A 23,626-nucleotide genomic window follows, 5' to 3' on the forward strand; every position below is an offset into this window, starting at 1 on the left:
CGTCTGCCGGCCCGCGGTCATGCGCCGACGGCCACGAGCGTGCCGTCCTCCATGACCGCCCCGATGCGCACGCGGACGAGCGCGTCGACGGGGACGGACGCGTCCAGGCGCACGTCGAAGAGCCCGCCCGTCACGCCCCTGCCGGGACGCTGCACCACGACGAGCTCCTCCTGGCCCACGCGGCGCGCCGCCTGGTCGTGGCGCATGCGATCGGCCAGCGCGCGCATGCGGGAGCTACGCGCGGCCATGACGTCCGGCCCAACCTGATCTGGCGCGCTGGCGGCAGGGGTGCCGGGGCGCCTCGAGTAGCGGAAGACGTGCATCTTGGCGAAGTCCATCTCCGCGCAGAACGCCAGCGAGCGCTCGAAGTCATCGTCCGTCTCACCAGGAAAGCCCACGATGAGGTCGCAACCGACAGCGATGCCGGGAACCATCTCGCGCGCCCGGGCGATCGCCGTGCGATAGAGGGCGGTGTCATAGACGCGCCCCATGCGCCTGAGGGTCGCATCGCAGCCGGACTGCAGGCAGACATGCAGGAACGGGGCGATGCGTGCGGGGTTGGCCGCCATCACGGAAAGGAGCTCCCCGTCCACGTCGGGCGGCTCGATCGAGGACAGGCGCACGCGCTCCACAGTCGTCTCGCGTAGGACCAGCTCGAGCAGGCCCGGCAGCGCGATGCGCCCGCCGCCCGCGCAGGTACCCCGGAAGCTGCCGAGGTTGATCCCAGTGAGCACGACCTCACGTGCGCCACGCGAAAGCGCGTCACGCACCGCCGAGACGACCTCGCCCGAGCCCATCGAGCGCGCGGCCCCACGCGCCTTCCAGACGATGCAGTAGGTGCAGCGATTGTCGCAGCCGTCCTGCACCTTTATGCCTGGTCGCGCACGGCCGGTCGGCGTGGGTGTCGCGACCAGCTCTCCGTCGTCGCCGACGGAGCCTGCGGGCAGTCCCAGCTCGCCCAGGACCGTCTCGGACACGCGCGACTTGTCGGCCTCGACCGTGACGTTGGGCGCGATGGAGGCGAGCTCGTCCGAGAAGAGGCTGGCGACGCAGCCCGTGGCGACCACCACGGGGACCTGCCCCAGCGACGCAGCCCTGCGGACGACCTTGCGCGTCTTGGCCTCGGCTTCGGCCGTGACGGCACAGGTGTTGACGACGACGGCGTCCGCCTCCTCGGGCTTGACGATGACACAGCCCGCACGCGCGAGCTCCTGGGCGATGAGGTCGACCTCAACGCGGTTGACCCTGCAGCCCAGGTTGACGAAGGCAACGCGGGGTGCGCTCACTTGGCCTCCGCTGCAGCCGGGTCGGCGTCGGCACGGGCGTTCACGATGGCCGCAATGTCGCCCCTCTCCTCGGGAGTGAGGCCCTCGGGGGGGACGATCTCGACGACGGCGATCAGGTTGCCGCGTGCGCGCATGCCCATCCGCGGCATGCCCCTGCCGCCGACGCGCACCTGCTGGCCAAACTCGCAGAGCGCCGGAACCGTGACCGTGACCCTCTCGCCCGCCATGATGCCGTCCATCTCGACGGACTTGCCGACGATCGCCTCGAGTGAGTCGACGGTGACGCGACAGAGGAGGTCATCGCCCTGCCGCTCGAAGGTCGCATGCTGGTCGACCTCGAGGCGCACGATGAGGTCGCCAGCACGGTCGCCCCGCACGCCCGCCTCGCCCCTGCCCGAGACGGAGAGTGACTGGCCGGAGTGGATGCCTGCCGGGATCTCGATGTCAACGGTCTCGCGGGAGGGCGCCCTACCCTGGCCGTCGCAGGTCTCGCACGGCTTGTCGATGACCTTCCCGCTGCCCCCGCAGTCGGGACAGACGGACTGGGACTGCATCTGTCCGAAGATGGTGCGCTGCACCTCCCTCACGACACCCGTGCCATGGCAGCGTCCGCACTCCTTCTCGTGTCCGCCCTCGGCGACGCCCGTGCCCCCGCAGTCGTCGCAGGGAGCCAGGCGCTCGTATGCGATGCTCTTCTTGCAGCCAGCCGCAGCCTCTTCGAGGGTGATGTGCAGGGTGAGGCCCATGTCACGACCACGTGTGGACGCCTGTCTTGCGGAAGAGCGTCCCGCGGGCCCACCGAAGAACGAGTCGAAGATGTCGTTGATGCCGAAGCCGCCGCCGAAGATGTCCGACATGTCGACGTAGTCGGAACCAAAGCCGCCAGGGCCCTCCGCAGTGCCAAAGCGGTCGTAGTTCGCACGCTTGCGCTCGTCCGATAGGACGGAATACGCCTCGTTGACCTCCTTGAAGCGCTCCTCGGCGTCAGGGTCGTTGCTCACGTCGGGATGGAGCTTGCGTGCCCTCTTGAGGAACGCGCGCTTGATGGTCTTCGCGTCGGCGCCACGATCGACGCCCAGTACCTCGTAGTAGTCCTTACCAGCCACTCTGTCCGTCTCCCACTGCTTATGCCAGAACGTATACGAAACATGCCAGAAGGGCGCACGGCAGCCGCCGCGCCCGTGATGCTACCCCCGCGTCAACGCGGAGCCGGTATAGCCCGCCCGGCCGAGCGACGAGGTGCACGAGTACATGGCGATGGTGAGGATCGCGAAGAACGTTCCCGTCGCCACGCCGTTCGCGAGCGTCGCGAGGGCGTTCCTCCACCAGGCGCGCTCGTGGGCGATCCCATCCCTGAAGGCCAGCAGCACGCCGGCGACCAGGAGCATGACCACGAAGACGCTGTAGGCGGCAAGATTGCCGGATATCGCACCGAAGACGATGAACGGCAGGTCGAAGCCCAGAACCTGAAAGCCCATCGACTGACGCTGCGTCAGCCGCTCGCTGGGAACGCCGATGTGACAGACGAAGTCGCCCGCAGCGGAGCCATTGGTCCCCGCATTGCCCATGCCCTCGATGCGGACCTCGTCGCCATCGTGGCTTCCAGCGGGAATCTCGACGACGACCTCGCTCGCCGAGAGCACGCGACCCGAGCCGCCGCAGTTGCCGCAGGGATCGGCGACGACCTTGCCCGTGCCCTCGCATTCGGGGCACTCCATCTCCATCACGCCGAACCCGAAGATGCCGCTGAGGTCGACGCGCATCTTGCCGCTGCCGCCGCAGGTGGGACAGGTCTCGGAGTGGCTCGTCTCCACCGAGCCGCGCCCAGAGCACACGTCGCAGGCGACATAGCGCTGGTAGGTGACGCCCCGTCGCACGCCCCGCGCCGCCACGTCGCCATCCAGGTCGAGGCGGACCGACACGTCGGCACCCGCGCGGGGGTTGTACGCACGCGAGCGTGCGGACGGTTCCCCCCTCCCCCGGCCGTAGCCGCCGCCAAAGGGGAAGCCCCAGCCAAAGGGGAAGTCTCCAAACGGCGAGCCGCCATAGCCGCCGCCCGCAGAGCCAGCCGGGGAGGCATAGCCCGCAAACGGGGAGCCGGAGCGCAGGGCGTCATAGCGCCTGCGCTTGGCGTCGTCCGAGAGGACGGCATAGGCCTCGGAGACCTCCTTGAAGCGCTCCTCGGCGCCAGGGTCCTTGTTCACGTCGGGATGGAGCTTGCGCGCCTTCTTCTGAAAGGCCCTCCTGATGTCATCCGTCGTGGCATCCTTGTCCACACCGAGGATGGCGTAGTAGTCCTTTTCGTTCATCGACGCCATATGGGCGGCACCCTACTTCCCCAGCCGCGCATTGCGCGGGTCGTCAGCATGCAAACGTCGCGATTGTACCCTCCGAGAGGCCCCACAATTCCCCGTAGAGCTCGTTTCCCAGAAGCCATCCACGACGGGTCGGCACGAGGGAGCCGCCCTCGCGCGTGGCCAGCCCCGACCGATGCACGCGTCCGAGGGCGGCGTCAAGCGCATCTGCGCCGACGACTCCCCGCGCGCGGGACAGCAGGTCCTCCCCGATGCCGCGCGCGAGGCGTGCCCCCAGCATGAGGTCCTCGGCCACGGCCTGCCGCTCGGTGAGCATCTCACCGGAGAAGTGCAGGTCTGCGCAGGAGGAGGAGGCGAGGAATGCGTCCAGGTCGTCTTTGACCACGAGCCGGACGCGCGCGATGCCGGGCAGGGGGACGGGGAGCTGCGGACAGGCTCGCCTCAGAGACTCGTATCCCGTGCGATCGAGCATGCCTGCCGCCGCGACGCCGATTCCGAGGTAGCTCCGCCCTTCCCAGTACGTCTGGTTGTGACGGCACTCACGACCGGGACGTGCGTAGCTTGCGACTTCGTAGCGCCGCAGCCCGGCGGCGGCGAGCGCGTCGCACGCGATCTCCATGCGCCGCGCCTGCACGGCCTCATCGTTGAAGTCCGGGCGAGTGCCTGCGTAGCGCGCCCCGAAGGGGGTCTTCTCCTCGATGGAGAGCGGGTACACGCTCACGTGGGTCGCCCCGGCCGAGAGGACGTCGGCAAGGGAGCGCCTCCAGGTGGCATCGCTCTGGTGGGGAATCGCGCACATCAGGTCGCAGGAGACGGCAAGGCCCGAGGACGCCACCGACTCCACCGCCGCCAGGGCGTCCCGTGCGCCGTGGGTCCTGCCCAAGGCCGCAAGCTCGACGTCGTCCGTGCTCTGCACGCCGAGCGAGACGCGGGTCAAAGGCGTCTGGGCAAGCTCCCCCACCAGGTCCGCAGGCAGCGACTCGGGGTTCGCCTCCATCGAGAACTCGCTCAGGGTGCCCAGCTCGCCGATGGCGAGGCTCAGATCGACCAGCCCCCCACCCAGCATCGGGGGTGTTCCCCCACCGACATAGGCCGTATCGCAACCCTCAAGCAACCCCACGCTTCGCAGCTCGGAGTACTGTTCGAGGATTTTCCCGAGGTAGGGCAGCATGCGCGCGTCGTTGCGCGCGGTGGCCCTCGACGCAAAGTCGCAATAGGGGCATTTGTGGGCACAGAAGGGGATGTGGACGTAGAGTGCGGCCACGGTGCCAGGACCCGAAGGGACCCCCGGCGCGTTGGTCGCCCGGACGTGACGGACGGCGCCAGTCATCGGTCACGTCTCCCGGGGGACTGGGCAAGGAGCGTGCGCAGCTCTTCGATGACGTGCAGGTAGTCCCCCAGGTCCGCGCAATGCATGGAGCGCTCGCGCCAGGCTGCGGCATGGGGTAGCCCCCTGAAGTACCAGCCGGCAAGGCTGCGGGCCCGGGCCATGTGGGCACCGGTGGCCTCCAGGAGGCGCAGGTGGCACTCGAACGCCGAGAGTCGAGACGACGGCGTACCGGACGCGGCAGAGATGCCCCGCGCCTGGGCGAAGAGCCAGGGGTTGCCATAGCTTCCCCGAGCCACCATCACGGCTGCGGCACCCGTCTCGGCAAGCATCCTGCGGGCAGTCGCCGCGTCTGTCACGTCACCCGACCCGATCACGGGAACGTCCACGGCCCGGGCCACACGAGAGACGGTGCCCCAGTCGGCCTCTCCCCGATAGAGCTGGCTCGCGGTCCTTCCGTGCACGGCGATGGCAGATGCCCCAGCCTGCTCCATGGCGCGCGCGAACTCGGGGGCGACCTCCTCCCCCGCCCTGCGGCCGCGACGTATCTTGCAGGTCACGTCCACTGTGGCCTCGGCCTTGCAGGCCCTCACGATGCTGGCGGCGAGGGCGGGGTCGTCCAACAATGCCGACCCCTCGCCCTTGCGGGTGACCTTGGGCACGGGACAGGCCATGTTGACGTCGATGAGCGCCAGGCGCCTGCCCAGGCGCTCCTGGACTCTCGCGGCAGCCTCGCGGAACTGCTCGGGCTTCGAGCCGAACAGCTGGACCGCCAGCTCGCTCTCGCCGTCCCGGGGACAGACGAGATCCCAGGTCTTCTCCCCGCCGTAATGGATGCCCGCGACCGACACCATCTCGCTGTAGGCGAGTCCCGCACCACCCGCACGAGCCATGAGGCGGTAGGCGGCGTCCGTGACGCCCGCCATGGGCGCCATCAAGTAGGGGTTGCGCGAAAGGCGCTCGGAGAGGCTCCCCGTCGGGGGGAAGGGGCTGACCCTTGCGGTCAGGCCCGCCGCGGGGCCCCAGGCCGCAAGGACCTCCGAGGGCGTCACTGGTCCTCCACCTTCAGGACGGCAAGGAACGCCTCCTGCGGGACGTCCACCGAGCCGATGGACTTCATGCGCCTCTTTCCCTCCTTCTGCTTCTCCAGGAGCTTGCGCTTGCGAGAGATGTCGCCGCCGTAGCATTTGGCGAGGACGTCCTTGCGATGCGCCTTGACGGTCGAGCGGCTGATGATCTTGTTGCCGATGGCACCTTGTATGGGGACCTCGAACTGCTGGCGCGGAATGATCTCCTTCAGCTTGTCGCAGAGGGCGCGCGCCATGCCGTAGGCCTTGTCCCTGTGCACGATGAACGAGAGTGCGTCGACCTCGTCGCCTGCCAGCAGTATGTCGAGCCTCACGAGGTCCGAGCAGCGATAGTCGCCCATTTCGTAGTCGAGGGAGGCGTAGCCCTTGGTGCGGCTCTTGAGCTGGTCAAAGAAGTCCAGTATGAGCTCTGCGAGCGGGATGTCGAAGTGCATCTCCACGGACCTCTCCGTGAGGTAGACCATGTCCCGGGTGATGCCGCGGTGATCGACGGCCAGCTGCATGACGGCACCCATGAACTCGGGTGGAACGATGACCTTGGCCTTGAGGTAGGGCTCCTCGATGCGCTCGATGCGCGTGACGTCGGGCAGGTCCTGGGGACTGGTGATGCTCACCATCTCGCCATCGGTCCTGAACACGTGGTAGTCGACCGAGGGCGAGGTGGCGATGAGGTCCAGGCCGAACTCGCGCTCGAGGCGCTCCTTGACGACCTCCATGTGCAAGAGGCCGAGGAAGCCCACGCGGAAGCCGAAGCCCAGGGCAACGGACACCTCGGGCGACCAAGTAAGTGACGGGTCGTTGACCTGGAGCTTCTCGAGTGCGTCACGTAGGTTCTCGTACTGCTTGTTGTCTATCGGGAAGAGTCCCGTGAAGACCATCGGCTTGGCCTCGTGGTAGCCGGGGCACGGCTCAGCACAGGGGTTCTCGACGGAGGTGATGGTGTCCCCCGTCTTGACCATCGACGGGTCCTTGAGGCCCGTCACGACATAGCCCACCTCACCTACACCCAACTCGTCGAGGGGGGTCTCGAGGGGACGCTTGCAGCCGACGCCGTCACAGAGGAACTCGTCACCGAGGGCCATCATCCTGAGTCCCTGACCTTCCCTGATATGGCCGTCAAAGACGCGGACCATGGCTATGACCCCACGGTACTCGTCGAAGTAGGAATCGAGTATGAGCGCCTTGAGCGGTGCCGATGCATCGCCTCGCGGGGGCGAGACCAGAAACACGACGCTCTCGAGCAGGTCATGGATGCCCTCACCCGTCTTGCCGCTGACCAGAACGGCGTCGTCGGCGGGGATGGCAAGGTCGTCCTCGATCTCCGTCTTGACCTCCTCGGGATGCGCCGAGGGCAGGTCGATCTTGTTGATGGCCGGCACGATGTCAAGGCCCGCGTTCATGGCGAGCGTCGCATTGGAGACCGTCTGGGCCTCCACGCCCTGCGTGGCGTCGACCACGAGGATCGCGCCCTCACATGCCGCAAGGGAACGGGACACCTCGTAGGTGAAGTCGACGTGCCCCGGAGTGTCGATGAGGTTGAGCTGGTAGGTCTCGCCGTCCTCGGCCTCGTACTCCACGCGCACGGCATTGCTCTTGATGGTGATGCCGCGCTCGCGCTCAATCTCCATGGAGTCGAGCATCTGGGACGCGAGGTCACGCTCCTCCACCGTGTGGGTGAGCTCGAGGATGCGGTCCGAGATGGTCGACTTACCGTGGTCGATGTGCGCGACGATCGAGAAGTTGCGTATATGTGAAGTATCGTTGCGAGACATGGCGATGATGATAGCCCATCTTGGGCGCAGCATGCTATACTTGCGAACCGACCTTGCCGTGTCAGGTGTTGGATTCCCCACATCCTTCACCTCAAATACAGGGGCCTCAGGGATAAGAACCGAAAGGAATCGCACGTGGCTAACATCAAGTCTCAGAAGAAGCGCATCATCACCGCCGAGAAGGCGCGCGTCCGCAACAGGGCCGTCCGCTCGGAGCTGAAGACCGCGGTCAAGGATGTTCGCAAGGCCGTCGAGGCAAAGGATGCCGACACGGCCCAGGCTGCGGCCTGCAAGGCCAATCGCCTGCTCGACAAGGCCGCTTCCAAGGGAATCATCCACAAGAACCAGGCGGCGGAGCGCAAGAGCGGCGTGCAGAGGCTTGTCAACACCCTCGGCTAGCTCCTTCCAAGGCAGACAAGATTGCGGCATGCAGGACGACGGCCCTCGGGTCGCCGTCTTTTTTTGGACGGTCGCGATTGGGCGCCTGTCGGACGCCGACAGATGGGCGTCAGGCGTAGCCGCATAGCTGTACCACGAGCCGCACGAAGGCGAGGTCGGGTTCCGATGCGCTCTTCAATGACCGGTCGCAGCGGGCACAGAGCACGAGGCCCCTCTCAAGCTCGCCGGCGGCAAAACCCCGCGCCCAGACCAGATGCCTCTTCACCTGCCAGCCCTGCTTGCCCAAGGCGCTCGGGAGGAGCGACCCTTCGCCCCGTTCGTCAAGCGCCCGGGCACAGATAAGCTCGCGAAGCCTCCCCGTCAGCAGGGAGAGGAGCGCCACCTGGGACGGCTTCCGCATCATTGTGTAGAGCACCAGGGCCTTGCGCCCATCCCGTGCCGAGACGGCATCGAGAAAGTCCCAGGGCTTGACCTCCGCCGTCCGGGCGACGTGGGCCTCGACGTCGGAGAGCGTGATGGCGCCCGTCTCACGACAGAGTGCTGCCAGGGTCTTCACCTGGGTATCGAGCAAAGTGGTCGACTCCCCCACCCTGCTCACGAGCTCCCGGGCGGCCTCCTCGCCCATTCTCATCCCATAGCGGGCGGCCATGCGCCCTACGGTAGGGGCCAGCTCCCAGCGCTTCTTGGGAGTGCAGTCGACTATCGTGCGCTCCCCCGCAGACTTGACCGCCTTGTAGAGGCGGGTCGACTTGGCGAGCGATGACGCGACGAGGCAGAGGACGCAGGCGGGGTTAGGGTCCCTGAGGTAGGCGACGATGGCTTCCGAGGCCGCCTTGGGGAGTCTCTCGGCATTCTCCACCAGTACGAGCCTGAAGCCGTTCCCAACAGGAAGCGTGTTGAGCGAGGCCACGATGTCCGCGGGCACCATGTCGGCCTTGGCGGCCCGCTCGTCCAGATTGAACGCGGCCAGACCCGCGTCGAGGTGACCCTTGAGCCGCGTGACGGCCTGCCGGCTCTTCAGCTCGTCAGAGCCAACGACGAGGTACGCAGGTGCGAGCACGGTTTTTTTGGAAGCCAAGGCGCATCCTCTCGCGACGGCATGGCGTGCACTTCTGACACTCCCCACTATGCCACATCAGGGGCCAGCCGGGGGCGCGCCGTGCGCACGAGAAAGCCGCCGTCTTCCGGCAGCAGTTCCACCGTCCCCACGTCCTTGGTGCAGAGGAAGCGCGAGCCGACGCGCTCGAGGGTGTCGACGCAGGTTGCGCTGGGATGGCCATAGCGGTTGCCCTCCCCCGCGCTCGCCACTGACAGCTCGGGGCTGATGGTGCGCGCCGTCCCGTCACCGATTGACACCTCGGAACCATGGTGCCCAACCTTCAGGAAGTCAAGTTTTCCCAGATGGGCGTGGGAGACGGCCGGGCCCGTCTCGTCCCTCTCGGCATCGCCCGTCAATAGGCCCGTGAGGATGCGGTCCCCGTCCCGGTAGCTGAGGTACAGCTCTATCGAGTCGGCGTTATGTGATCCGTCGACGTCTTGCTCGGGCCAGATGACCCTCAGGCCGAAGTTACCCACACGCAGTCCGTCCCCCCATGAGACCTCCTCCACGCGATCGCCCACCAGGCGGCGGACGGCCTCTGCCGCCTCTCCTGACAGGTGCTCCCGCACGCCCCGTGCGACGATGACCCTGTCGCACCGCACGACGCCACACAGCGACGACAGCCCACCGTAGTGATCGTCATGCAGATGGGTGAGTACGACGGCGTCCAGGCGAAAGACATGCAGGCGGGCAAGTTCGTCCGCCACGCGCTCGTCGGGTCCGCTGTCGACCAGGACGGCCGACGGCCCGTCCTGGACGAGTATGGCGTCGCCCTGTCCCACATCCAAGATGCGCACGCTGGGCGGCGCGAAGAGCGCCCAGCGAACAAGCAGGACGGAGAGCACGGCAGCGGCTCCCCCGAGAGCGATCCTGACCTTGCGCGGATTCACCTTTGGCCACCTCCAGACCAACAGGGCAGAGGCGGTCACCACGACAAGCCAGAGCACCCATCCGGGAACGTCCACGCGCAGGGAGGCAAGGGGAATGCGTGACATGCGCCTCACCGCATCAGCCGCAAGGGATCCCGAACCATCGCAGACCAGCAAGGCGCCCACGCGCACGGGAGCGAGGGGGGCGACGCACGCCAGGAGCCCCGCAGTGATGAGCAGCTCGAACAGTGGCCCCAGCACCAGGTTCGCCACAGTGGACACCAGCGCGAAGGACCCGAAGGCAGGGCCTACGATCGGCAGGGTCACCACCTGGGCGACGAGCGTCGCGGCCGTGATGTCGGCAAAGGCGTCGAAGGCGCGAGAGAGAGCGCGACCGCAGGGCAGGCGCCATGGCACAGATTGGGGCCGGCGGGGCAGAAGGGCCCTGAGGGCATATGCCGCGTAGGGGGAGAACAGACAGAGCCCGACGACCGAGGAGACGGAGAGGAGGAACCCCAGCTGCCCAGCGGCAAAGGGGTCGACGAGCACCATGCTCGCCGCGACGACGCAGGCACAGGAAAGGGAATGGTTCCGCCTGCCAACGAGCTGGGCCCCGGATGACGCCAGGACCATGAGAAGGGCCCTGACGGCAGACACAGGGGCCCCGCAGAACACGACGAAGAGCACGTCGCAGGCAAGGAGGAGGACGGCGCGCGCGGAAGGGGCGAGCGCCGTCAGGGCAAGCAGGCGCGCGGCCACCGATGACACGATGGCGAGATGGCCGCCCGAGACTGCGACGAGATGGGCGACGCCGCAGGTCGCGAAGTCGTCCGTCAGCCCTCGCGCGTCCATGGCCCTTCGGGATCCACATATGCTGCCGGCGACGATCGCCCGGGCGTCGTCGGCATCCGGGTCGATCAGCCTGAGTGCTCCCTCCCTGGCCGCCATGACCAGGGCGTAGACGCCTTCCGGCTCCCTTGTCTCCTGGACCCTGACCATGCGCACGCTCCCAGCGATGCCCCTGAGGCGGTTCGAGCGCGAGGACTCGTCATTGGCGTTGGGAGAGAAGCGACCCACGCCTCGGATCGTCATTCCGATGCCATACTCATCCTGGGTCGTCACCCACACGTCACCGCGGCACACTCCGTCAACGCTGACGCTGGCCTGGCATCGCTGTCCGCCGACCGTCGCGCGTCCCTCCGTGGTGATGCGCAGCTCCCACTCGCTCACAGGTCTCTCTGACAGCAGGGACTCGCAGGCGTCCAGGCGCCCAAGCGCCGTGGTCGCCACCAGCACGGCAAGCAGTGAGGACAGCGCCAGGACACAGACCATGCGCGCCATCGTGCCCATGTGGCCACCTTTGTGGCGATGGTGGCGCGCGACGAGGGTAAGTCCCGCCCCGGCAATCGTCCCCAGACAGGCGATGACGCCAAGGGCCCTCCACCCATCACCCCTCGACAGTACGAGACGGACGAGGAGGATGTCCGTCACCATCAGGTAGAACGTGAAGGGGACGTAGGGACGCGCAGGCAGCGGGGCCTTCGTCTCAGACACAGATCTGGTCCCGGACCTTCTCGAATTTCTTCTCCCCTATGCCGGACACCCGCATGAGATCCTCGGGTGACGAGAAGGGTCCGTTCTTGCCGCGATCCTCCACGATGCTTTTGGCGGTCGCCTCCCCAACCCCGCTGAGACCCTTGAGCTCGTCCACACCTGCGGAGTTTATGTTCACGAGCCCGCTTGCCGACGGAGTGGCATCCTCGGCTCCCGATGGCCCCTCCGGGGCCGACGCCTCCCCTGCGGCCGTCACATGGACCTTGCTTCCGTCGGTCACGGGCGCCGCAAGGTTCAACGCGGCGGTGTCGGCATCCTCACGCAGCCCACCCGCCGCCTCAATGGCATCGTTGACACGAGGGGACTCCGCATGTATCTGGTAGACTCCCGGGCTCTCGACCGCACCGTCGACATGAACGAGGACCTCCTTCATCGAGGCGTCGCCCGTCCCCCTCCCGTCGTCTGACGATGCGGTCGGATCGAGCTCCTCTGCGGCAGGTGGCGTGAGACCCTCCCCCCGCACCACCTCGAAGCTGCTGCCAGACAGCTGCCGATATGCCCCCACGGCCACAAGGACGGCGGCAAAGAGCACAAAGGCAACCAAGGCCGTCACAGGTGGAGCGAACCCCAAGAGCGACAGGGCTTTTTTCGACTGATGCCTACGTCGCGCGATCTGAGCCAAAGCAAACTACCCCCACCCCCATTCTCGGGGCAGGGGTAGCGATCAGGCGGGCGAATCCAAGATTGCTCCGCACGAAGATCGCGCATGTATTGCACGAAGCACGCGGCCAGGGCAAAGCCGGCCTGCCAGGCCCTACTGCGAGCGCGGCCCGAGCACGTGATGCCTCCGGCGCAGCATGCGGGGCGGGCGGTAGGACGGACACTGGTCGTAGTCGACGTATTCGATGCCATTGACCAGCTCCTCGATCATGGCGTCGTGGTCAAAGCTCTCCCAAGCCTCGTGGACCTGGTCGAGGCGGGCATGCGTCTCGGGACGACGAGGCATGAAGAGGGTGCAGCAGTCCGGTGCCGTCTCGCAGCTGATGTCATAGGTGCCGATCTGCTCGGCACGACGCATGATCTCCTGCTTGTCAGAGCCGATGAGGGGCCTCAGGACGGGAAGGGAGACGACCTCGTTGACGGCGGCGATGTTATCGAGGGTCTGCGAGGCGACCTGACCGAGCGACTCGCCCGTGACGATCGCCTTGGCACCCTCGAGCTGGGCGATGCGCTCCGCCACGGAGAACATGACGCGCCGGTAGCTGATGATGCGCAGGCTTTGGGGCACCGCGAGGGAGATCTCGCGCTGCCTCGCCCCGAAGGGGACCACGTAGAGCCTTCCGACCACGCCCGAGGGGGCCAGTGCGCGCACGATGTCCTGTGTGAGGTACTCGCTCGTATCGGGGGTCATGGGACGACCCGAGAAGTGGACCGGGACGCAGGTCGCTCCCCGGCGTCCGACCATCCATGTCGCGACGGGAGAGTCGAACCCGCTCGAGAGGAGCGTGACGACCTTGCCCGCCGTCCCCACGGGAAGGCCACCGACACCGGGCTCGGAGGCAGCGTAAACGTAGACGCTTCCGTTGACCACGACGACCATCACCGTGACGTCCGGCTTGTGCATCTCGACCCGCCTGTCAGGGAACTCCTCGCAGAGGGCGGCGCCGACGAGGCGGTTAATGTCGAGGGTATGGAGCCCATAGGTCGTGGACGACCTGCGGGCATGCACCTTGAAGGAGACGAAGTCACCCGCCTCGCGCAGGGCTTGGACGGCAGCTGCGCAATACTCCCCCTCGTCGAGCCCGCAGAGGTATGCCAGCGAGACCCGAGCGACGCCGGGCACGCGGGAGATGGCATGCGCCTCCTCGACAGTGGCCTCACCCTCGAAGGTGACGAGGACATGGCCCGAGATGCGCCTGACGCCCTCAACGGGATAGTCGCCGAGCGAGCGGCGGAGGTTGGTCACGAGCCGGTTCTCGAAGGTCGAGCGATTCTTCCCCTTGAGACCGATCTCGTGATAGTGGACCAGGCAGACCTTGCGCGCCATGGCCTACAGGTTGTGCTCGACGCGCGCGTTGGAGCCCTTGATCTCCTCGTCGAAGTCCTCCTTGACGAAGCCCAGGGTCCCCTCATCGATCTCTTCCATGGCGACGGAAACGGGGTCGGTGCCGGACACGACGGTCGTGATGTCATCAAAGTCCTGGATGGCCGTGACGCGCAGGTGCTGGCCACGCACCATGTTGTTGATGTCGCAGGCACGTTTGGACGCGACGGCGCAGAGGAGGAACGGGTTGTGCTCGGTCTTGTCGAGCAGGTTGTCGATCTCGGGCTCAGTGACTGCCATTGTAGGAGTCCCCTCCGTTCGTTTCGAATGCTTCAAGAAGGCCGGAGAGCTCGCCTGCCGCAACGTCAAGGTCATCGTTGACGACGCGAGCGTCGTATTTGTCGGCAAGCTCCATCTCGTGGCGTGCGTTGGAAAGGCGCAGGGCCAGCGAGGACTCGTCTTCCGTGCCGCGGGCGCGCAGTCGCTGCTCTAGGGCCTCCATCGAAGGCGGCTCGATGAAGATGAGCACCGCGTCGGGATAGACCCTTCGTACGTTCAGGGCACCCTGGACGTCAATCTCGAGGATGACGGACCGGCCAGCGGCCACCCTCTCGTCAACCTCGCTCCTGAGAGTCCCGTATCGGTGGCCATGGACGCTGGCCCACTCCAGGAACTCCCCGCGCGCGAGACGGTCTGCGAAGTCCGACTCGGTGAGGAAATGGTAGGAGGTACCGTCCACCTCGCCAGGACGGGGACTCCTGGTGGTAGCCGAAACCGTCAGGCCCAAGCCCGGGCGCTGGTTGCGAACAACCGCAACCAGCGTGCCCTTGCCTGCACCTGACGGTCCGGAAATGACGAATAGACGAGGAGTCCTAGACACTTACTTGGAAAGCACCTCAATGAGCTGCTCGCGCTGACGGGCACCCAAGCCCTTGACGCGACGCGTGGAGGAGATGCCCAGCTCGTCCATGATCTTGGAGGCCTTGGCCTTGCCATAGCCGGGAAGGGACTCGATGAGGGCGGAGACCTTCATGCGGCTTGCGATGGGATCATCGGAGTTGAGGACGTCCTCGAGCGTGGTCTCGCCCCTCTTGATCTTCTCGCGAAGCTCAGCGCGCTCGTGACGGGCGGCCGCGGCCTTCTCGAGGGCTGCCTTGCGCTGCTCGTCGGTAAGCTGAGGTAGTGTCATGGTTCCTCCAAACATCGTTATCTTGCTGAGTATGATTCTGCAAAATAGCAGGTCACAAACTGGCAGTCACATAGTTTGCCAATTGAGCGGCCGTTTTACAAGTACTTCTTCCCAAATCAGCATGTCAAAGGCGGCCATCCACACAAAACGACCCTTTTGGATGCCCCAAATTGGTCGTTCATGCCCCCAAAAGCTCCCCGACGAGGGCTTCGAAGGTACGGACGGGATCGGTCGCCTGCGTGATGGGCCGGCCGACGACGAGCTTGGTGGCACCTGCGGCAATGGCCGCAGACGGGGTGGCGATGCGCTTCTGGTCCCCCACGGAGGCGCCCTTGGGGCGAATGCCGGGAGTGACGATGAGGGCCCCCTCGCCCAGCAGGGCACGCATGGCAGAGGCCTCCTGGGGAGAGCACACGACGCCGTCGGAGCCGGCCCGCACGGACAGGCCCGCGAGGCGGGACACCTCCTCGGCAACCGTGCCACAGACGCCTATCTCGGCCAGGGAATCCTGATCCATGCTCGTCAGGACCGAGATGGCGACGAGCCGGGCGCGACCGCCGCGCACCTGGGCCGCGTCCTCCACACCGGCACGGGCTTGCGCGACCATGTCCGCAGATCCCATGGCATGGATGGAGAGGATGTCGGCACCAGCAAGGGATGCGGCGCGCGCGGCGCCCCTGACCTGAAAGGGGATGTCGTGGAGCTTGAGGTCGAGAAACACCTTCAGGCCCCTCTCGCGCATCTCGTGCACGATGGAGGGTCCCTCGGCATAGAAGAGCGTCATGCCGACCTTTACCCAGCGAGCCTTCCCACGAAGCTTGTCAGCCAGCCCGAGCGCGTCGCCACGGTCGAGGTCGAGCGCAACGACGAGGGACTCGCGTGCTTGTTCGTCTGTCAGCATTCCACGGCTCCAATCAACTCTCTGATGTCATTGGCGCCCTGTTCGGACGCCCATTGCCTCAGCTCGGACAGGATGCGCGGGGCGCAGCGGGGATCACAGAGGTTTGCCGTTCCGACAGACACGGCCGTCGCACCCGCAAGGATGAACTCTGCGGCGTCCTCACCCGTCGTGACGCCTCCGATGCCGCACAGGGGGATCCTTACCGCATGGTAGGCCTCCCAGACCATGCGAACGGCCATGTGGTGCACGACAGGGCCCGATATGCCGGCCGTCGCGCGTGACAGCCTGCTCCTTCTCGTGCGCACGTCGATCGCCATGCCCGGTATGGTGTTGATCAGCGAGAGGGCGTCGGCTCCCTCCGCCTCGAGCGCGCGTGCGGTCTCGCCCACGTCATGCGGCGCCATCTTGACGATGACCGGCAGTTTGGTGTGCGGCCTCACGGCACGCATGACCTCGGCTGCGGCGGCGGGCGTGGCCCCCAACGCCGCCCCGCCCCTGCTCACGTTGGGACAGCTGATGTTGAGCTCAAGGCCCGAGGCGAATGGCGCAAGGTCGTCGTAGAGTTCGACGGCGCGCGTGCACTCCTCGACGGAGTGGCCCACGACCTGGCATATGACCTGGCAGCCCCGCTCACGTAGGCCCTGGAGGTACTCCCCGTCCTGCCGCACGAACTCTGAGATGCCCGGGTTCTGGAGTCCGACTGAGTTCATCAGCCCCGAAGCGATCTCGGCCATGCGTGGGGCGGGGTTGCCGTCCCAGGGATCGATCGAGCAGCCCTTGGTCGTTATGGCACCCAGCTGAGCCACGTCGTAGAAGCCCTCGAACTGCCAGCCGTAGCCAAAGGTGCCCGAGGCGGTGTTGATGGGGTTTCTCATCTTGATTCCGCCGAGGTCGACGAACATGCTCACGTCACTCACCAGAGGACCTCCCGGGCATCGAAGACGGGACCATCCGTGCAGCAGGCCTTGTAGCCGCCCGACACCATGGCGACGTTGCAGGTGTTGCAGGCGCCAAAGCCGCAGGTCATCATCCTCTCCAGCGAGACCTGGCAGGCGATTTCCGCCTTGGCCGCCAGTCGCGCGACGGACGCCATCATGGGAGCCGGTCCACAGGCGTAGGCCATCCCATACGCCCTCCTTCCGAGGAGGGCGCCCATGGCGTCGGTCGTGAGTCCCCTCATGCCCGCCGAACCGTCGTCGGTCGTGACGACGACCTCGCCGCCGTCCAGCTCGCGCGCCCTTTCGACGCCCCAGAGCCGTCGTGCGTCCTGGGCTCCGATCACGACGTCGAAGGGCACGCCCCTCTCGGCCAGCATGCGCGACGCCGCCATGATGGGTGCTATGCCGGCGCCCCCCGAGACCAGAAGGCAGCGCCGGGCGTCCGTCGGCGTCTGCCAGCCGTGGCCACAGGGCCCGACGACGTCGGAGGAGTCACCGGGGCGCATCGTGGAGAGGCGACGGGTGCCCTCCCCCACCACGGCGTAGACCAGCTCGACTGTTCCCACCCGGGCATCGGAGCGCGAGAAGGATAGCGGCAGACGCACGATGTGCGAGGCGTCGCCAGGGACGTTCAGGTTCATGAACTGTCCCGGCTCGATGGTCCGGGCCAGGGCGGGGGCCTCCATGACGAGGCGAAAGACCGAATCGGCCTCTTCGTCGTTCGAGGCGACCCTGAAGTCATGGAGCCGTACGGAGGAAGTGGGAATCACGCGTGCCCCCTGATCAAGACGATGGGACGGCGCGCCGGTCAGCTGCCGCCGCGCCGTCCCGTTCGGACGAACGGTTAGGCGACGAGGCCGCCCTCGAGCACGCGCCTGCCGTCGACGAAGACGTCGGTGGCGGCGCCCACGAGGGTCTCGCCCATAAACGCCGAGTTCTTCGAGAGGCTCTCGAAGTAGTCGGTCGTGACCCTCACCTCACGGTCGGGATCGATGAGCGTGAGGTCGGCGCGCGAGCCGGCCTCGATGCTAACGGGCCGCAGCCTGAGGACGGAGCGGGGGTTTACGGCCATGACCTCAACCAGACGCTGCCAGGACATGAGACCGGTGCGGACCATGTTGTTGAGCATGAGGGGAAGCGAGGTCTCCAGGCCGATGGTGCCGAAGAAGGCGATCTCCCACTCGCAGTCCTTCTCGTGCTGGGCGTGGGGAGCATGGTCGGTGACGACGCAGTCGACGGACCCGTCCAGAATGCCCCGGCGCAGCGCCTCGGCATCGGAGGGAAGGCGCAGCGGTGGGTTCATCTTGAGGCTGGTGTCGAAGGCGTCCGTGATGTCCTCCTCGCTCAGGAAGAGGTGGTGTGGCGTGACCTCGCAGGTGACGGGCAGCCCCTCGGCCTTGGCGGCCTTGACGAGCTCGAGGCCCTTGGCCGTGGAGATGTGCGCGATGTGCAGCGGGCAGCCGGTCAGGCGGCAGAGCTCGATGTCGCGATAGATCTCCATCTCCTCGCCCAGCGCCGGCCAGCCGAACATGCCCAGCCGCGTCGACGCCCTGCCCTCGTTGATGACGCCATGCGACGAGAGGGACTCGTCCTCGCAATGGGCGATCGCCACGCGGTCGAACTGGGAGACGTAGTCCATGCAGGTACGCATCATGCCGGCGCTCTGCACGCCATGGCCATCGTCGGAGAAGGCGCAGGCACCCTCCATGACCATGTCACCGATCTCGGCCAGGGCCTCGCCCCTCTGTCCGCGCGTCAGCGCGCCGATGGGACGCACGTGGCAGAGGTTGGCGGCACGCGCACGGTCGATCTGGTAGCGGATGCCGGTCCCCGTGTCAGTCACGGGATCCGTGTTGGGCATCGTCGCCACGTCGGTGAAGCCTCCGTGGACTGCGGCGCGGCTGCCGGTCTCGATGGTCTCCTTGTACTCGAAGCCTGGGTCGCGGAAGTGGACGTGCATGTCAACGAGGCCGGGAACGAGGTACTTGCCCGTGGCGTCGATGACCTCGACGCCATCGGCGGGCGCCAGCCCCGCGCCCACCTCGACGATGTCGCTTCCCTCCACGAGGATGTCGGTCATGCCGTCCAGGCCGACCTGTGGATCCACGGCATGGGCGCCCTTAAGCAGAAATGCCATTGTTCTCTCCTCCCAGAAGCAGGTACATCTCGGCCATGCGGGTGAGAACGCCAGCATTGACCTGGTCAAGGATCCTCGAGCGCGCGCAGTCGGCAACGTCGGCGTTGATCTCCATGCCCCGGTTCATGGGACCCGGGTGGCAGATGATGGCGTTGTCCTTCATCCTGCCCACGCGCCTCACGTCAAGGCCGTAGAGGCGATTGTACTCGCGACGGGACGGGATGGCGGCGCCCTCCATGCGCTCCAGTTGGACGCGCAGCATGTAGACGACGTCCATGTCCTCGATGACCTCGTCGAGGCTGGAGGTCTGCGGGCAGCCGAACCAATCGGGGTCGTCCACCTGGAAGGTCGGGGGGCCCACCAGGGTGACGTCGGCGCCCATGGTCTTGAGGGCCGGCGCAAGGGAGCCGCAGACGCGGCTGTGCGCGAGGTCGCCGACGATGGCGACCTTGAGGCCCGCAAGATGGCCGAAGTGCTTGCGGATGGTGTAGAGGTCGAGCATGGCCTGCGTGGGATGCTGGTGCTTGCCGTCGCCCGCGTTTATGACGATGGCATCGGTGTTCTCGGTGATCTTCCGCGGGGTCCCGGCAAGGCGGGCTCGGCAGACGAACATGTCGACGTTCATGGCGTCGATGGTCTGGATGGTGTCGGCGAGGGATTCCCCCTTGACGACCGAGGAGGTGGAGCCGCCCATGCTCAGGCTGTCTGCGGACAGGCGCTTCTCGGCGAGCTCGAAGGAGCTCTTGGTGCGCGTGGAGGGCTCGAGGAAGAGGTTCACGATGGTTCGTCCGCGCAGGGCGGGGACCTTCTTGATGGCGCGCCTGTTGACCTCCTCGAACGATGCGGCGGTGTCGAGTATCTGGGTGATGTCGTCAGCCGTGAGGCTGTAGGTGTCGATGAGGTGTTTGACAGAGAGCATTTAGTTCGCGCCTCCCGCGTTCTTCTCGGTGTTGACGTCCCAGATCTCGACGGCGTCGTGGTCGTCGAGGGGCCGGATGCAGACGCGCACGTCCTCCTCGTGAGACGACGGGACGTTCTTGCCCACGAAGTCGGCGCGGATCGGCAGCTCGCGATGGCCGCGGTCAACCATAACGGCAAGCCGCACCGTTTTGGGACGCCCGTAGTCCATGAGGGCGTTGAGGGCCGAGCGCACCGTACGGCCCGTATAGAGCACGTCGTCCACCAGGACGATGTTGGCGCCATCGATGACGAAGGGGATGTTGGTGGCATGGAGCACGGGAGCGATGGCGCGCGTCACATCATCACGATAGAAGCTGATGTCGAGCGAGCCCATCTGGGGGCGCGTGCCCTCGATCCGCTCGATCGCATCCGCCAGGAGGTTGGCAAGGGTCTCCCCACGGCGGATGATCCCCACGAGGGCGATGCCATCCGCCCCCTCGTTGCGTTCGATGACCTCATGGGCGATGCGTGTCACCGCCCTCTCCATAGCCTGGCCATCCATGATGACCGCCTTGAGCCCGGACTGTCCCATGACGCTCCTTCCTCAACAAAAGTGCCCTGCCCGCACGCGCGGACAGGGCACCGGAAGAAACCTGTGTTTGGCCCTGCGGGACCCATCCACCTTACCGGTATCTCGTACCGCGCTTAAAGGCTATCTCGCGTCACAGTACAGCACAGGTGCCCGCCAGTGGCAATACCCAAGACGCAAGCGGCACAAGATGGCACGAGCGAGCGCCGATGGGACGAAGCCCTAGATGGATGCCGACTTGGTCGAGGTCGGCTTGATCAGGCCCCTCTCGGCGGCGCGGCGGCTGACGAACAGGCCCACGCGCGAGAAGGCGAAGCCCGGCCCGTTGGTCTTCCAGCTGTAGAGGAACTCGGACATGAGGGCCCGACGGTAGGGCCAGTCCGAGAACGGAACGGGGTCGTAGCCAGTGAGCTCGAAGAAGGTCCGCTTGAACGACCCCGAGAGCGTCGCGATCCGGACGACGACCTGCGGGTCCATGCGCCTGAACATTCGCGTGACCCAAGTCCGGCACCGCTCGTCCCCAAGCCCAAGCTCGCCGATCGCCGCACCGGCGTAGCGAAATCCTATGACGTAGAGGCTGCCGAGGATGCCCGCGTCGGTGACCCCGCAACGCTCGATGACGTCAGCCATGTCGTTCCAGCGTTCGAACGAGAGGCCAGCCGTGCGCAAGACCGACGAGCTGCCAGGCAGGTCCTCGCGATAGCAGTAGTAGGCCTGGTCGGTATAGACGATGGAGGAGGCCTGGACGCAGGTCTCGATCAGGAACGGATTGTCGACCCAGCCGGCACCAGGGACCTCCTTGAAGAGGATGCCCCGCTCGTCCAGGAACCCCTTGCGATAGATGGCCGACCAGATGGATGGGTGGTGCTGGATGACACGAGGGCAGTCGCGCAGCGTGAAGGGAGTCCCGACCGGTCTGACGCGCTTGTAATACGCACAGTGGTAGAGGCGCTCCCGGGGGGTGCCCGGCATCCAGACGCGCCAGTAGGACGACTTGACCATGTCGGGGCAGGCGTTTGACCTCGCGAGATCGAAGAGGTCATCATACATGTGAGGCAGCACGTAGTCGTCCGGCTCGAGGATGGCGACGTAGGTGCCACGCGCTTCAAGGAAGCCACGGTTGACAGCCTGCCCATAGCCGCCGTTAGGCTTGTCGATGACCCGGACCCGATGATCGCGCGCCTCGTGCCGACGCATGATGGCAAGCGAGCCGTCAGTCGAGCCGTCGTTCACCACGATGATCTCGAGGGCGATGCGATCGTTCCTCTCGGCGGAGGAGAGCGCCTGGTCGAGGTACCTCTCAGTGTTATAGCAGGGCACCACGACGGTGACGTCAGGCTGGTAAGACATGGGACCTACCTCCCGAGGCCCTTGTAGGCCGCACACACCTCGTCGGTGGGACCGAGCATGCGCTGCTGGCCGTGCTCGATCCAACAGACGCGGTCACACATGCGCTCGACGAGGTCGATGCTGTGGCTGACGAGCAGGACGGTGACGTTGTCGCTCTCGACGAGCTCCTTGATGCGCTGCTCGCACTTCTGCTGGAAGAGGAAGTCGCCGACGGAAAGCGTCTCGTCGACGATGAGGATGTCGGGCTCGGTGATGGTGGCGATGGCGAAGGCGATGCGGGCGACCATGCCGGAGGAATAGTTCTTGAGCGGCATCTCCATGAAGTCCTCGAGCTCGGCGAAGCGGACGATGTCATCGAAGTGGGTGTCGATGAACTCCTTCCTGTAGCCGAGGAGCGCCCCGTTGAGGTAGATGTTCTCCTGGGCCGTGAGCTCCATGTCGAAGCCCGCCCCCAGCTCGATCAAAGGCGCGATGGTCCCCTTGACCGTGCAGCTCCCCTCCGACGCCTCGAGGACGCCCGCGATGATCTTGAGCATGGTGGACTTGCCGGACCCGTTGGTCCCCACCAACCCGAAGGCCTCGCCCCGCTTGACCTGGAAGCTGATGTCGTTCAGCGCACGAAACTCCTTGAAGGCCAGTTCGTGGCGCATGAGCGCTATGAAGTACTCCTTGAGCGAGTTGAACTGCTCGGAGGCGATGTTGAAGATCATGGAGACGCCGTCGACGTCGATGATGGTCTCGGCGTCGTCGCCCGGGTAGATCGGGCGGGTGAGCTTCTGGCTGTCGTTGGACTCTGCCACACGGACTCCTGTCATGGGGCTTGGCGCTGGACGGGGCTAGATGTAGAGGATGAACTTGTGCTCGTTCTTGCGGAAGACCACATAGCCGAGCGCAAGGAAGAACAGCGCGAAGAAGGCGCAGGCGAGAAAGGCGTTGGGATTGGGCATGCGCCCATAGAGAACGAGGTCTCGCACCACGTTGACGTAGTGGTACATGGGGTTGGCCAGCTCGACCTCGAGCATCCAGGGCGGGAGGAGCTCCTGCGTGTAGAACAGCGGCGTGGCATAGGTCCACGCGGTCAGGACGACGCCCCAGAGGTGGATGACATCACGGAAGAACACCGAGGCCGTCGAGAGGAACAGGGAGAGACCGGCACAGAAGATGCCGACGAGGGCGAGCCAGAGGGGAAGCAGCAGCATGCAGGGCGTGGGCGCGACGCCGGCCACGACCATGACGAGGATGACGGCGACGAACGAGAAGGCGAAGTTCACCATGGCGAAGAGGACCTTCTCCACCGGGAACACCCAACGGTTGATGCGCACCTTCTTGAGAAGCGAGGACGCCCCGATGATGGAGGTCATGCCCTGGCTCGTGGAGTCGCTCATGAGCTGGAACGTGATGTTGCCCAGGATGATATAGAGCGGATAGCTGGGGATGCTGTCGGACGAGAAGCGCATCAGGGTGGAGAAGACCACCGACATGACGATCATCATGAGCAGCGGGTTGAGCACGCTCCAGACGACACCGAGGGCGCTGCGGCGATACTTGAGCTTGAAGTCTTTGGCGACGAGCTGCCTGAGGATGAAGGCATCGCGCTTTGACGAGGTGTACCAGGCGTCCTCCCGCTTGTGTGACTGCGTTGGAGGGACCTCTCCCCTGACGACGTCTGCTTCCAAGAAACCCTCCCAAGGGACCGGACCGGTGACATGCGTCCGTCCGATACGCCCGCCAGACAGACCCTGCCCATCCTAGCACAGGCCCCCTCCCAGCCATCTTGCCCATACAAACGGCAGAGCCGCAAAGGGTCCCCGGGACGGCCTTCGCCGGATGGCAGCCCGTGTGAAAAAAGGGCCCACCTTGCGGTGGGCC

At 66.1% G+C, this 23,626-nt stretch carries 23 protein-coding genes; 1 reads left to right on the forward strand and 22 read right to left on the reverse strand.

Going from position 1 to position 23,626, the window contains the following annotated elements; genetic code table 11:
* Positions 1-17: 17 nt before the first annotated feature.
* The 6 genes from OLSU_RS04880 to lepA form a co-directional block, all read right to left on the reverse strand.
* Complete coding sequence (locus OLSU_RS04880) at positions 18-1,286, reverse strand: MiaB/RimO family radical SAM methylthiotransferase (RefSeq protein ID WP_013251837.1); 1,269 nt, start codon at positions 1,284-1,286, stop codon at positions 18-20.
* Positions 1,283-2,392 (reverse strand): DnaJ C-terminal domain-containing protein, encoded by a 1,110-nt coding sequence (locus tag OLSU_RS04885; protein ID WP_013251838.1) that lies wholly within the window; start codon positions 2,390-2,392, stop codon positions 1,283-1,285. Before OLSU_RS04885 ends, OLSU_RS04880 begins: the two co-directional genes overlap by 4 nt.
* 81 nt (positions 2,393-2,473) lie before the next feature.
* Positions 2,474-3,604, reverse strand: a complete 1,131-nt coding sequence (locus OLSU_RS04890; RefSeq protein ID WP_013251839.1) for a DnaJ domain-containing protein — start codon at positions 3,602-3,604, stop codon at positions 2,474-2,476.
* A 43-nt stretch (positions 3,605-3,647) separates the two neighbouring features.
* Positions 3,648-4,931, reverse strand: coding sequence for a coproporphyrinogen-III oxidase family protein (locus OLSU_RS04895; RefSeq protein ID WP_013251840.1), 1,284 nt, complete (start codon positions 4,929-4,931; stop codon positions 3,648-3,650).
* The gene (locus OLSU_RS04900) at positions 4,928-5,980 is read right to left on the reverse strand and encodes a tRNA dihydrouridine synthase (protein ID WP_013251841.1); all 1,053 of its coding nucleotides are present in this window, start codon (positions 5,978-5,980) and stop codon (positions 4,928-4,930) included. The genes OLSU_RS04895 and OLSU_RS04900 overlap by 4 nt, the downstream gene beginning before the upstream one ends.
* The gene (gene lepA, locus OLSU_RS04905) at positions 5,977-7,788 is read right to left on the reverse strand and encodes a translation elongation factor 4 (protein ID WP_041548916.1); all 1,812 of its coding nucleotides are present in this window, start codon (positions 7,786-7,788) and stop codon (positions 5,977-5,979) included. Before lepA ends, OLSU_RS04900 begins: the two co-directional genes overlap by 4 nt.
* A 135-nt stretch (positions 7,789-7,923) precedes the next feature.
* Here lepA and rpsT point away from each other — a divergent pair, with 135 nt between their 5' ends.
* Entirely contained in the window at positions 7,924-8,187 is a 264-nt protein-coding gene (rpsT, locus tag OLSU_RS04910; protein ID WP_013251843.1) for a 30S ribosomal protein S20, read from the forward strand.
* Between the two features lie 109 nt (positions 8,188-8,296).
* Here rpsT and holA read toward each other — a convergent pair whose 3' ends face one another.
* The 16 genes from holA to OLSU_RS04990 all read right to left on the reverse strand — a co-directional run bounded on the left by holA (position 8,297) and on the right by OLSU_RS04990 (position 23,433).
* Entirely contained in the window at positions 8,297-9,265 is a 969-nt protein-coding gene (gene holA, locus OLSU_RS04915; protein ID WP_013251844.1) for a DNA polymerase III subunit delta, read from the reverse strand.
* Positions 9,266-9,312: 47 nt separating this feature from the next.
* Positions 9,313-11,709, reverse strand: a complete 2,397-nt coding sequence (locus OLSU_RS04920) for a ComEC/Rec2 family competence protein (protein WP_013251845.1) — start codon at positions 11,707-11,709, stop codon at positions 9,313-9,315.
* Positions 11,702-12,322, reverse strand: a complete 621-nt coding sequence (locus OLSU_RS04925) for a ComEA family DNA-binding protein (protein WP_049765160.1) — start codon at positions 12,320-12,322, stop codon at positions 11,702-11,704. Before OLSU_RS04925 ends, OLSU_RS04920 begins: the two co-directional genes overlap by 8 nt.
* 201 nt (positions 12,323-12,523) lie before the next feature.
* Entirely contained in the window at positions 12,524-13,756 is a 1,233-nt protein-coding gene (gene thiI, locus OLSU_RS04930; protein ID WP_013251847.1) for a tRNA uracil 4-sulfurtransferase ThiI, read from the reverse strand.
* Between the two features lie 3 nt (positions 13,757-13,759).
* Entirely contained in the window at positions 13,760-14,053 is a 294-nt protein-coding gene (locus OLSU_RS04935) for a DNA-directed RNA polymerase subunit omega (RefSeq protein WP_013251848.1), read from the reverse strand.
* Positions 14,040-14,633, reverse strand: coding sequence for a guanylate kinase (gene gmk / locus OLSU_RS04940; RefSeq protein WP_013251849.1), 594 nt, complete (start codon positions 14,631-14,633; stop codon positions 14,040-14,042). The genes OLSU_RS04935 and gmk overlap by 14 nt, the downstream gene beginning before the upstream one ends.
* The gene (gene mihF / locus OLSU_RS04945; protein WP_013251850.1) at positions 14,634-14,942 is read right to left on the reverse strand and encodes an integration host factor, actinobacterial type; all 309 of its coding nucleotides are present in this window, start codon (positions 14,940-14,942) and stop codon (positions 14,634-14,636) included.
* A gap of 178 nt (positions 14,943-15,120) precedes the next feature.
* On the reverse strand, positions 15,121-15,843 hold the full coding sequence (gene pyrF / locus OLSU_RS04950; RefSeq protein ID WP_013251851.1) for an orotidine-5'-phosphate decarboxylase: 723 nt from the start codon (positions 15,841-15,843) through the stop codon (positions 15,121-15,123).
* Complete coding sequence (locus OLSU_RS04955) at positions 15,837-16,763, reverse strand: dihydroorotate dehydrogenase (RefSeq protein WP_041548919.1); 927 nt, start codon at positions 16,761-16,763, stop codon at positions 15,837-15,839. Before OLSU_RS04955 ends, pyrF begins: the two co-directional genes overlap by 7 nt.
* Entirely contained in the window at positions 16,757-17,551 is a 795-nt protein-coding gene (locus tag OLSU_RS04960) for a dihydroorotate dehydrogenase electron transfer subunit (protein WP_013251853.1), read from the reverse strand. The genes OLSU_RS04955 and OLSU_RS04960 overlap by 7 nt, the downstream gene beginning before the upstream one ends.
* Positions 17,552-17,625: 74 nt before the next feature.
* Complete coding sequence (locus tag OLSU_RS04965) at positions 17,626-18,918, reverse strand: dihydroorotase (protein ID WP_013251854.1); 1,293 nt, start codon at positions 18,916-18,918, stop codon at positions 17,626-17,628.
* Positions 18,902-19,837 (reverse strand): aspartate carbamoyltransferase catalytic subunit, encoded by a 936-nt coding sequence (locus OLSU_RS04970; RefSeq protein ID WP_013251855.1) that lies wholly within the window; start codon positions 19,835-19,837, stop codon positions 18,902-18,904. The genes OLSU_RS04965 and OLSU_RS04970 overlap by 17 nt, the downstream gene beginning before the upstream one ends.
* Entirely contained in the window at positions 19,838-20,410 is a 573-nt protein-coding gene (gene pyrR / locus OLSU_RS04975) for a bifunctional pyr operon transcriptional regulator/uracil phosphoribosyltransferase PyrR (protein ID WP_013251856.1), read from the reverse strand. It lies immediately after the preceding gene.
* A 219-nt stretch (positions 20,411-20,629) separates the two neighbouring features.
* Complete coding sequence (locus tag OLSU_RS04980) at positions 20,630-21,757, reverse strand: glycosyltransferase family 2 protein (protein WP_013251857.1); 1,128 nt, start codon at positions 21,755-21,757, stop codon at positions 20,630-20,632.
* Positions 21,758-21,762: 5 nt separating this feature from the next.
* A complete protein-coding gene (locus OLSU_RS04985) occupies positions 21,763-22,557 on the reverse strand; it encodes an ABC transporter ATP-binding protein (protein ID WP_013251858.1) in 795 nt (264 codons plus the stop codon).
* 36 nt (positions 22,558-22,593) lie between these two features.
* Positions 22,594-23,433 carry an ABC transporter permease gene (locus OLSU_RS04990; RefSeq protein ID WP_013251859.1) on the reverse strand — a complete coding sequence of 280 codons (840 nt, stop codon included), beginning with the start codon at positions 23,431-23,433 and terminating at the stop codon, positions 22,594-22,596.
* Positions 23,434-23,626 lie beyond the last annotated feature (193 nt).

This window comes from Olsenella uli DSM 7084 (genome assembly GCF_000143845.1).
Classification (GTDB): Bacteria; Actinomycetota; Coriobacteriia; order Coriobacteriales; family Atopobiaceae; genus Olsenella; species Olsenella uli.

What these genes read in the sequence shown, in the direction of transcription:
- lepA (WP_041548916.1), bottom strand. Translation starts at nt 7,788, where the DNA reads ATGTCTCGCAACGATACTTCACATATACGCAACTTCTCGATCGTCGCG.
- OLSU_RS04935 (WP_013251848.1), bottom strand. Translation starts at nt 14,053, where the DNA reads ATGGCAGTCACTGAGCCCGAGATCGACAACCTGCTCGACAAGACCGAG.
- OLSU_RS04980 (WP_013251857.1), bottom strand. Translation starts at nt 21,757, where the DNA reads ATGTCTTACCAGCCTGACGTCACCGTCGTGGTGCCCTGCTATAACACT.
- OLSU_RS04970 (WP_013251855.1), bottom strand. Translation starts at nt 19,837, where the DNA reads ATGCTCTCTGTCAAACACCTCATCGACACCTACAGCCTCACGGCTGAC.
- OLSU_RS04890 (WP_013251839.1), bottom strand. Translation starts at nt 3,604, where the DNA reads ATGGCGTCGATGAACGAAAAGGACTACTACGCCATCCTCGGTGTGGAC.
- thiI (WP_013251847.1), bottom strand. Translation starts at nt 13,756, where the DNA reads ATGGCGCGCAAGGTCTGCCTGGTCCACTATCACGAGATCGGTCTCAAG.
- pyrF (WP_013251851.1), bottom strand. Translation starts at nt 15,843, where the DNA reads ATGCTGACAGACGAACAAGCACGCGAGTCCCTCGTCGTTGCGCTCGAC.
- pyrR (WP_013251856.1), bottom strand. Translation starts at nt 20,410, where the DNA reads ATGGGACAGTCCGGGCTCAAGGCGGTCATCATGGATGGCCAGGCTATG.
- OLSU_RS04965 (WP_013251854.1), bottom strand. Translation starts at nt 18,918, where the DNA reads ATGGCATTTCTGCTTAAGGGCGCCCATGCCGTGGATCCACAGGTCGGC.
- mihF (WP_013251850.1), bottom strand. Translation starts at nt 14,942, where the DNA reads ATGACACTACCTCAGCTTACCGACGAGCAGCGCAAGGCAGCCCTCGAG.
- OLSU_RS04895 (WP_013251840.1), bottom strand. Translation starts at nt 4,931, where the DNA reads ATGACTGGCGCCGTCCGTCACGTCCGGGCGACCAACGCGCCGGGGGTC.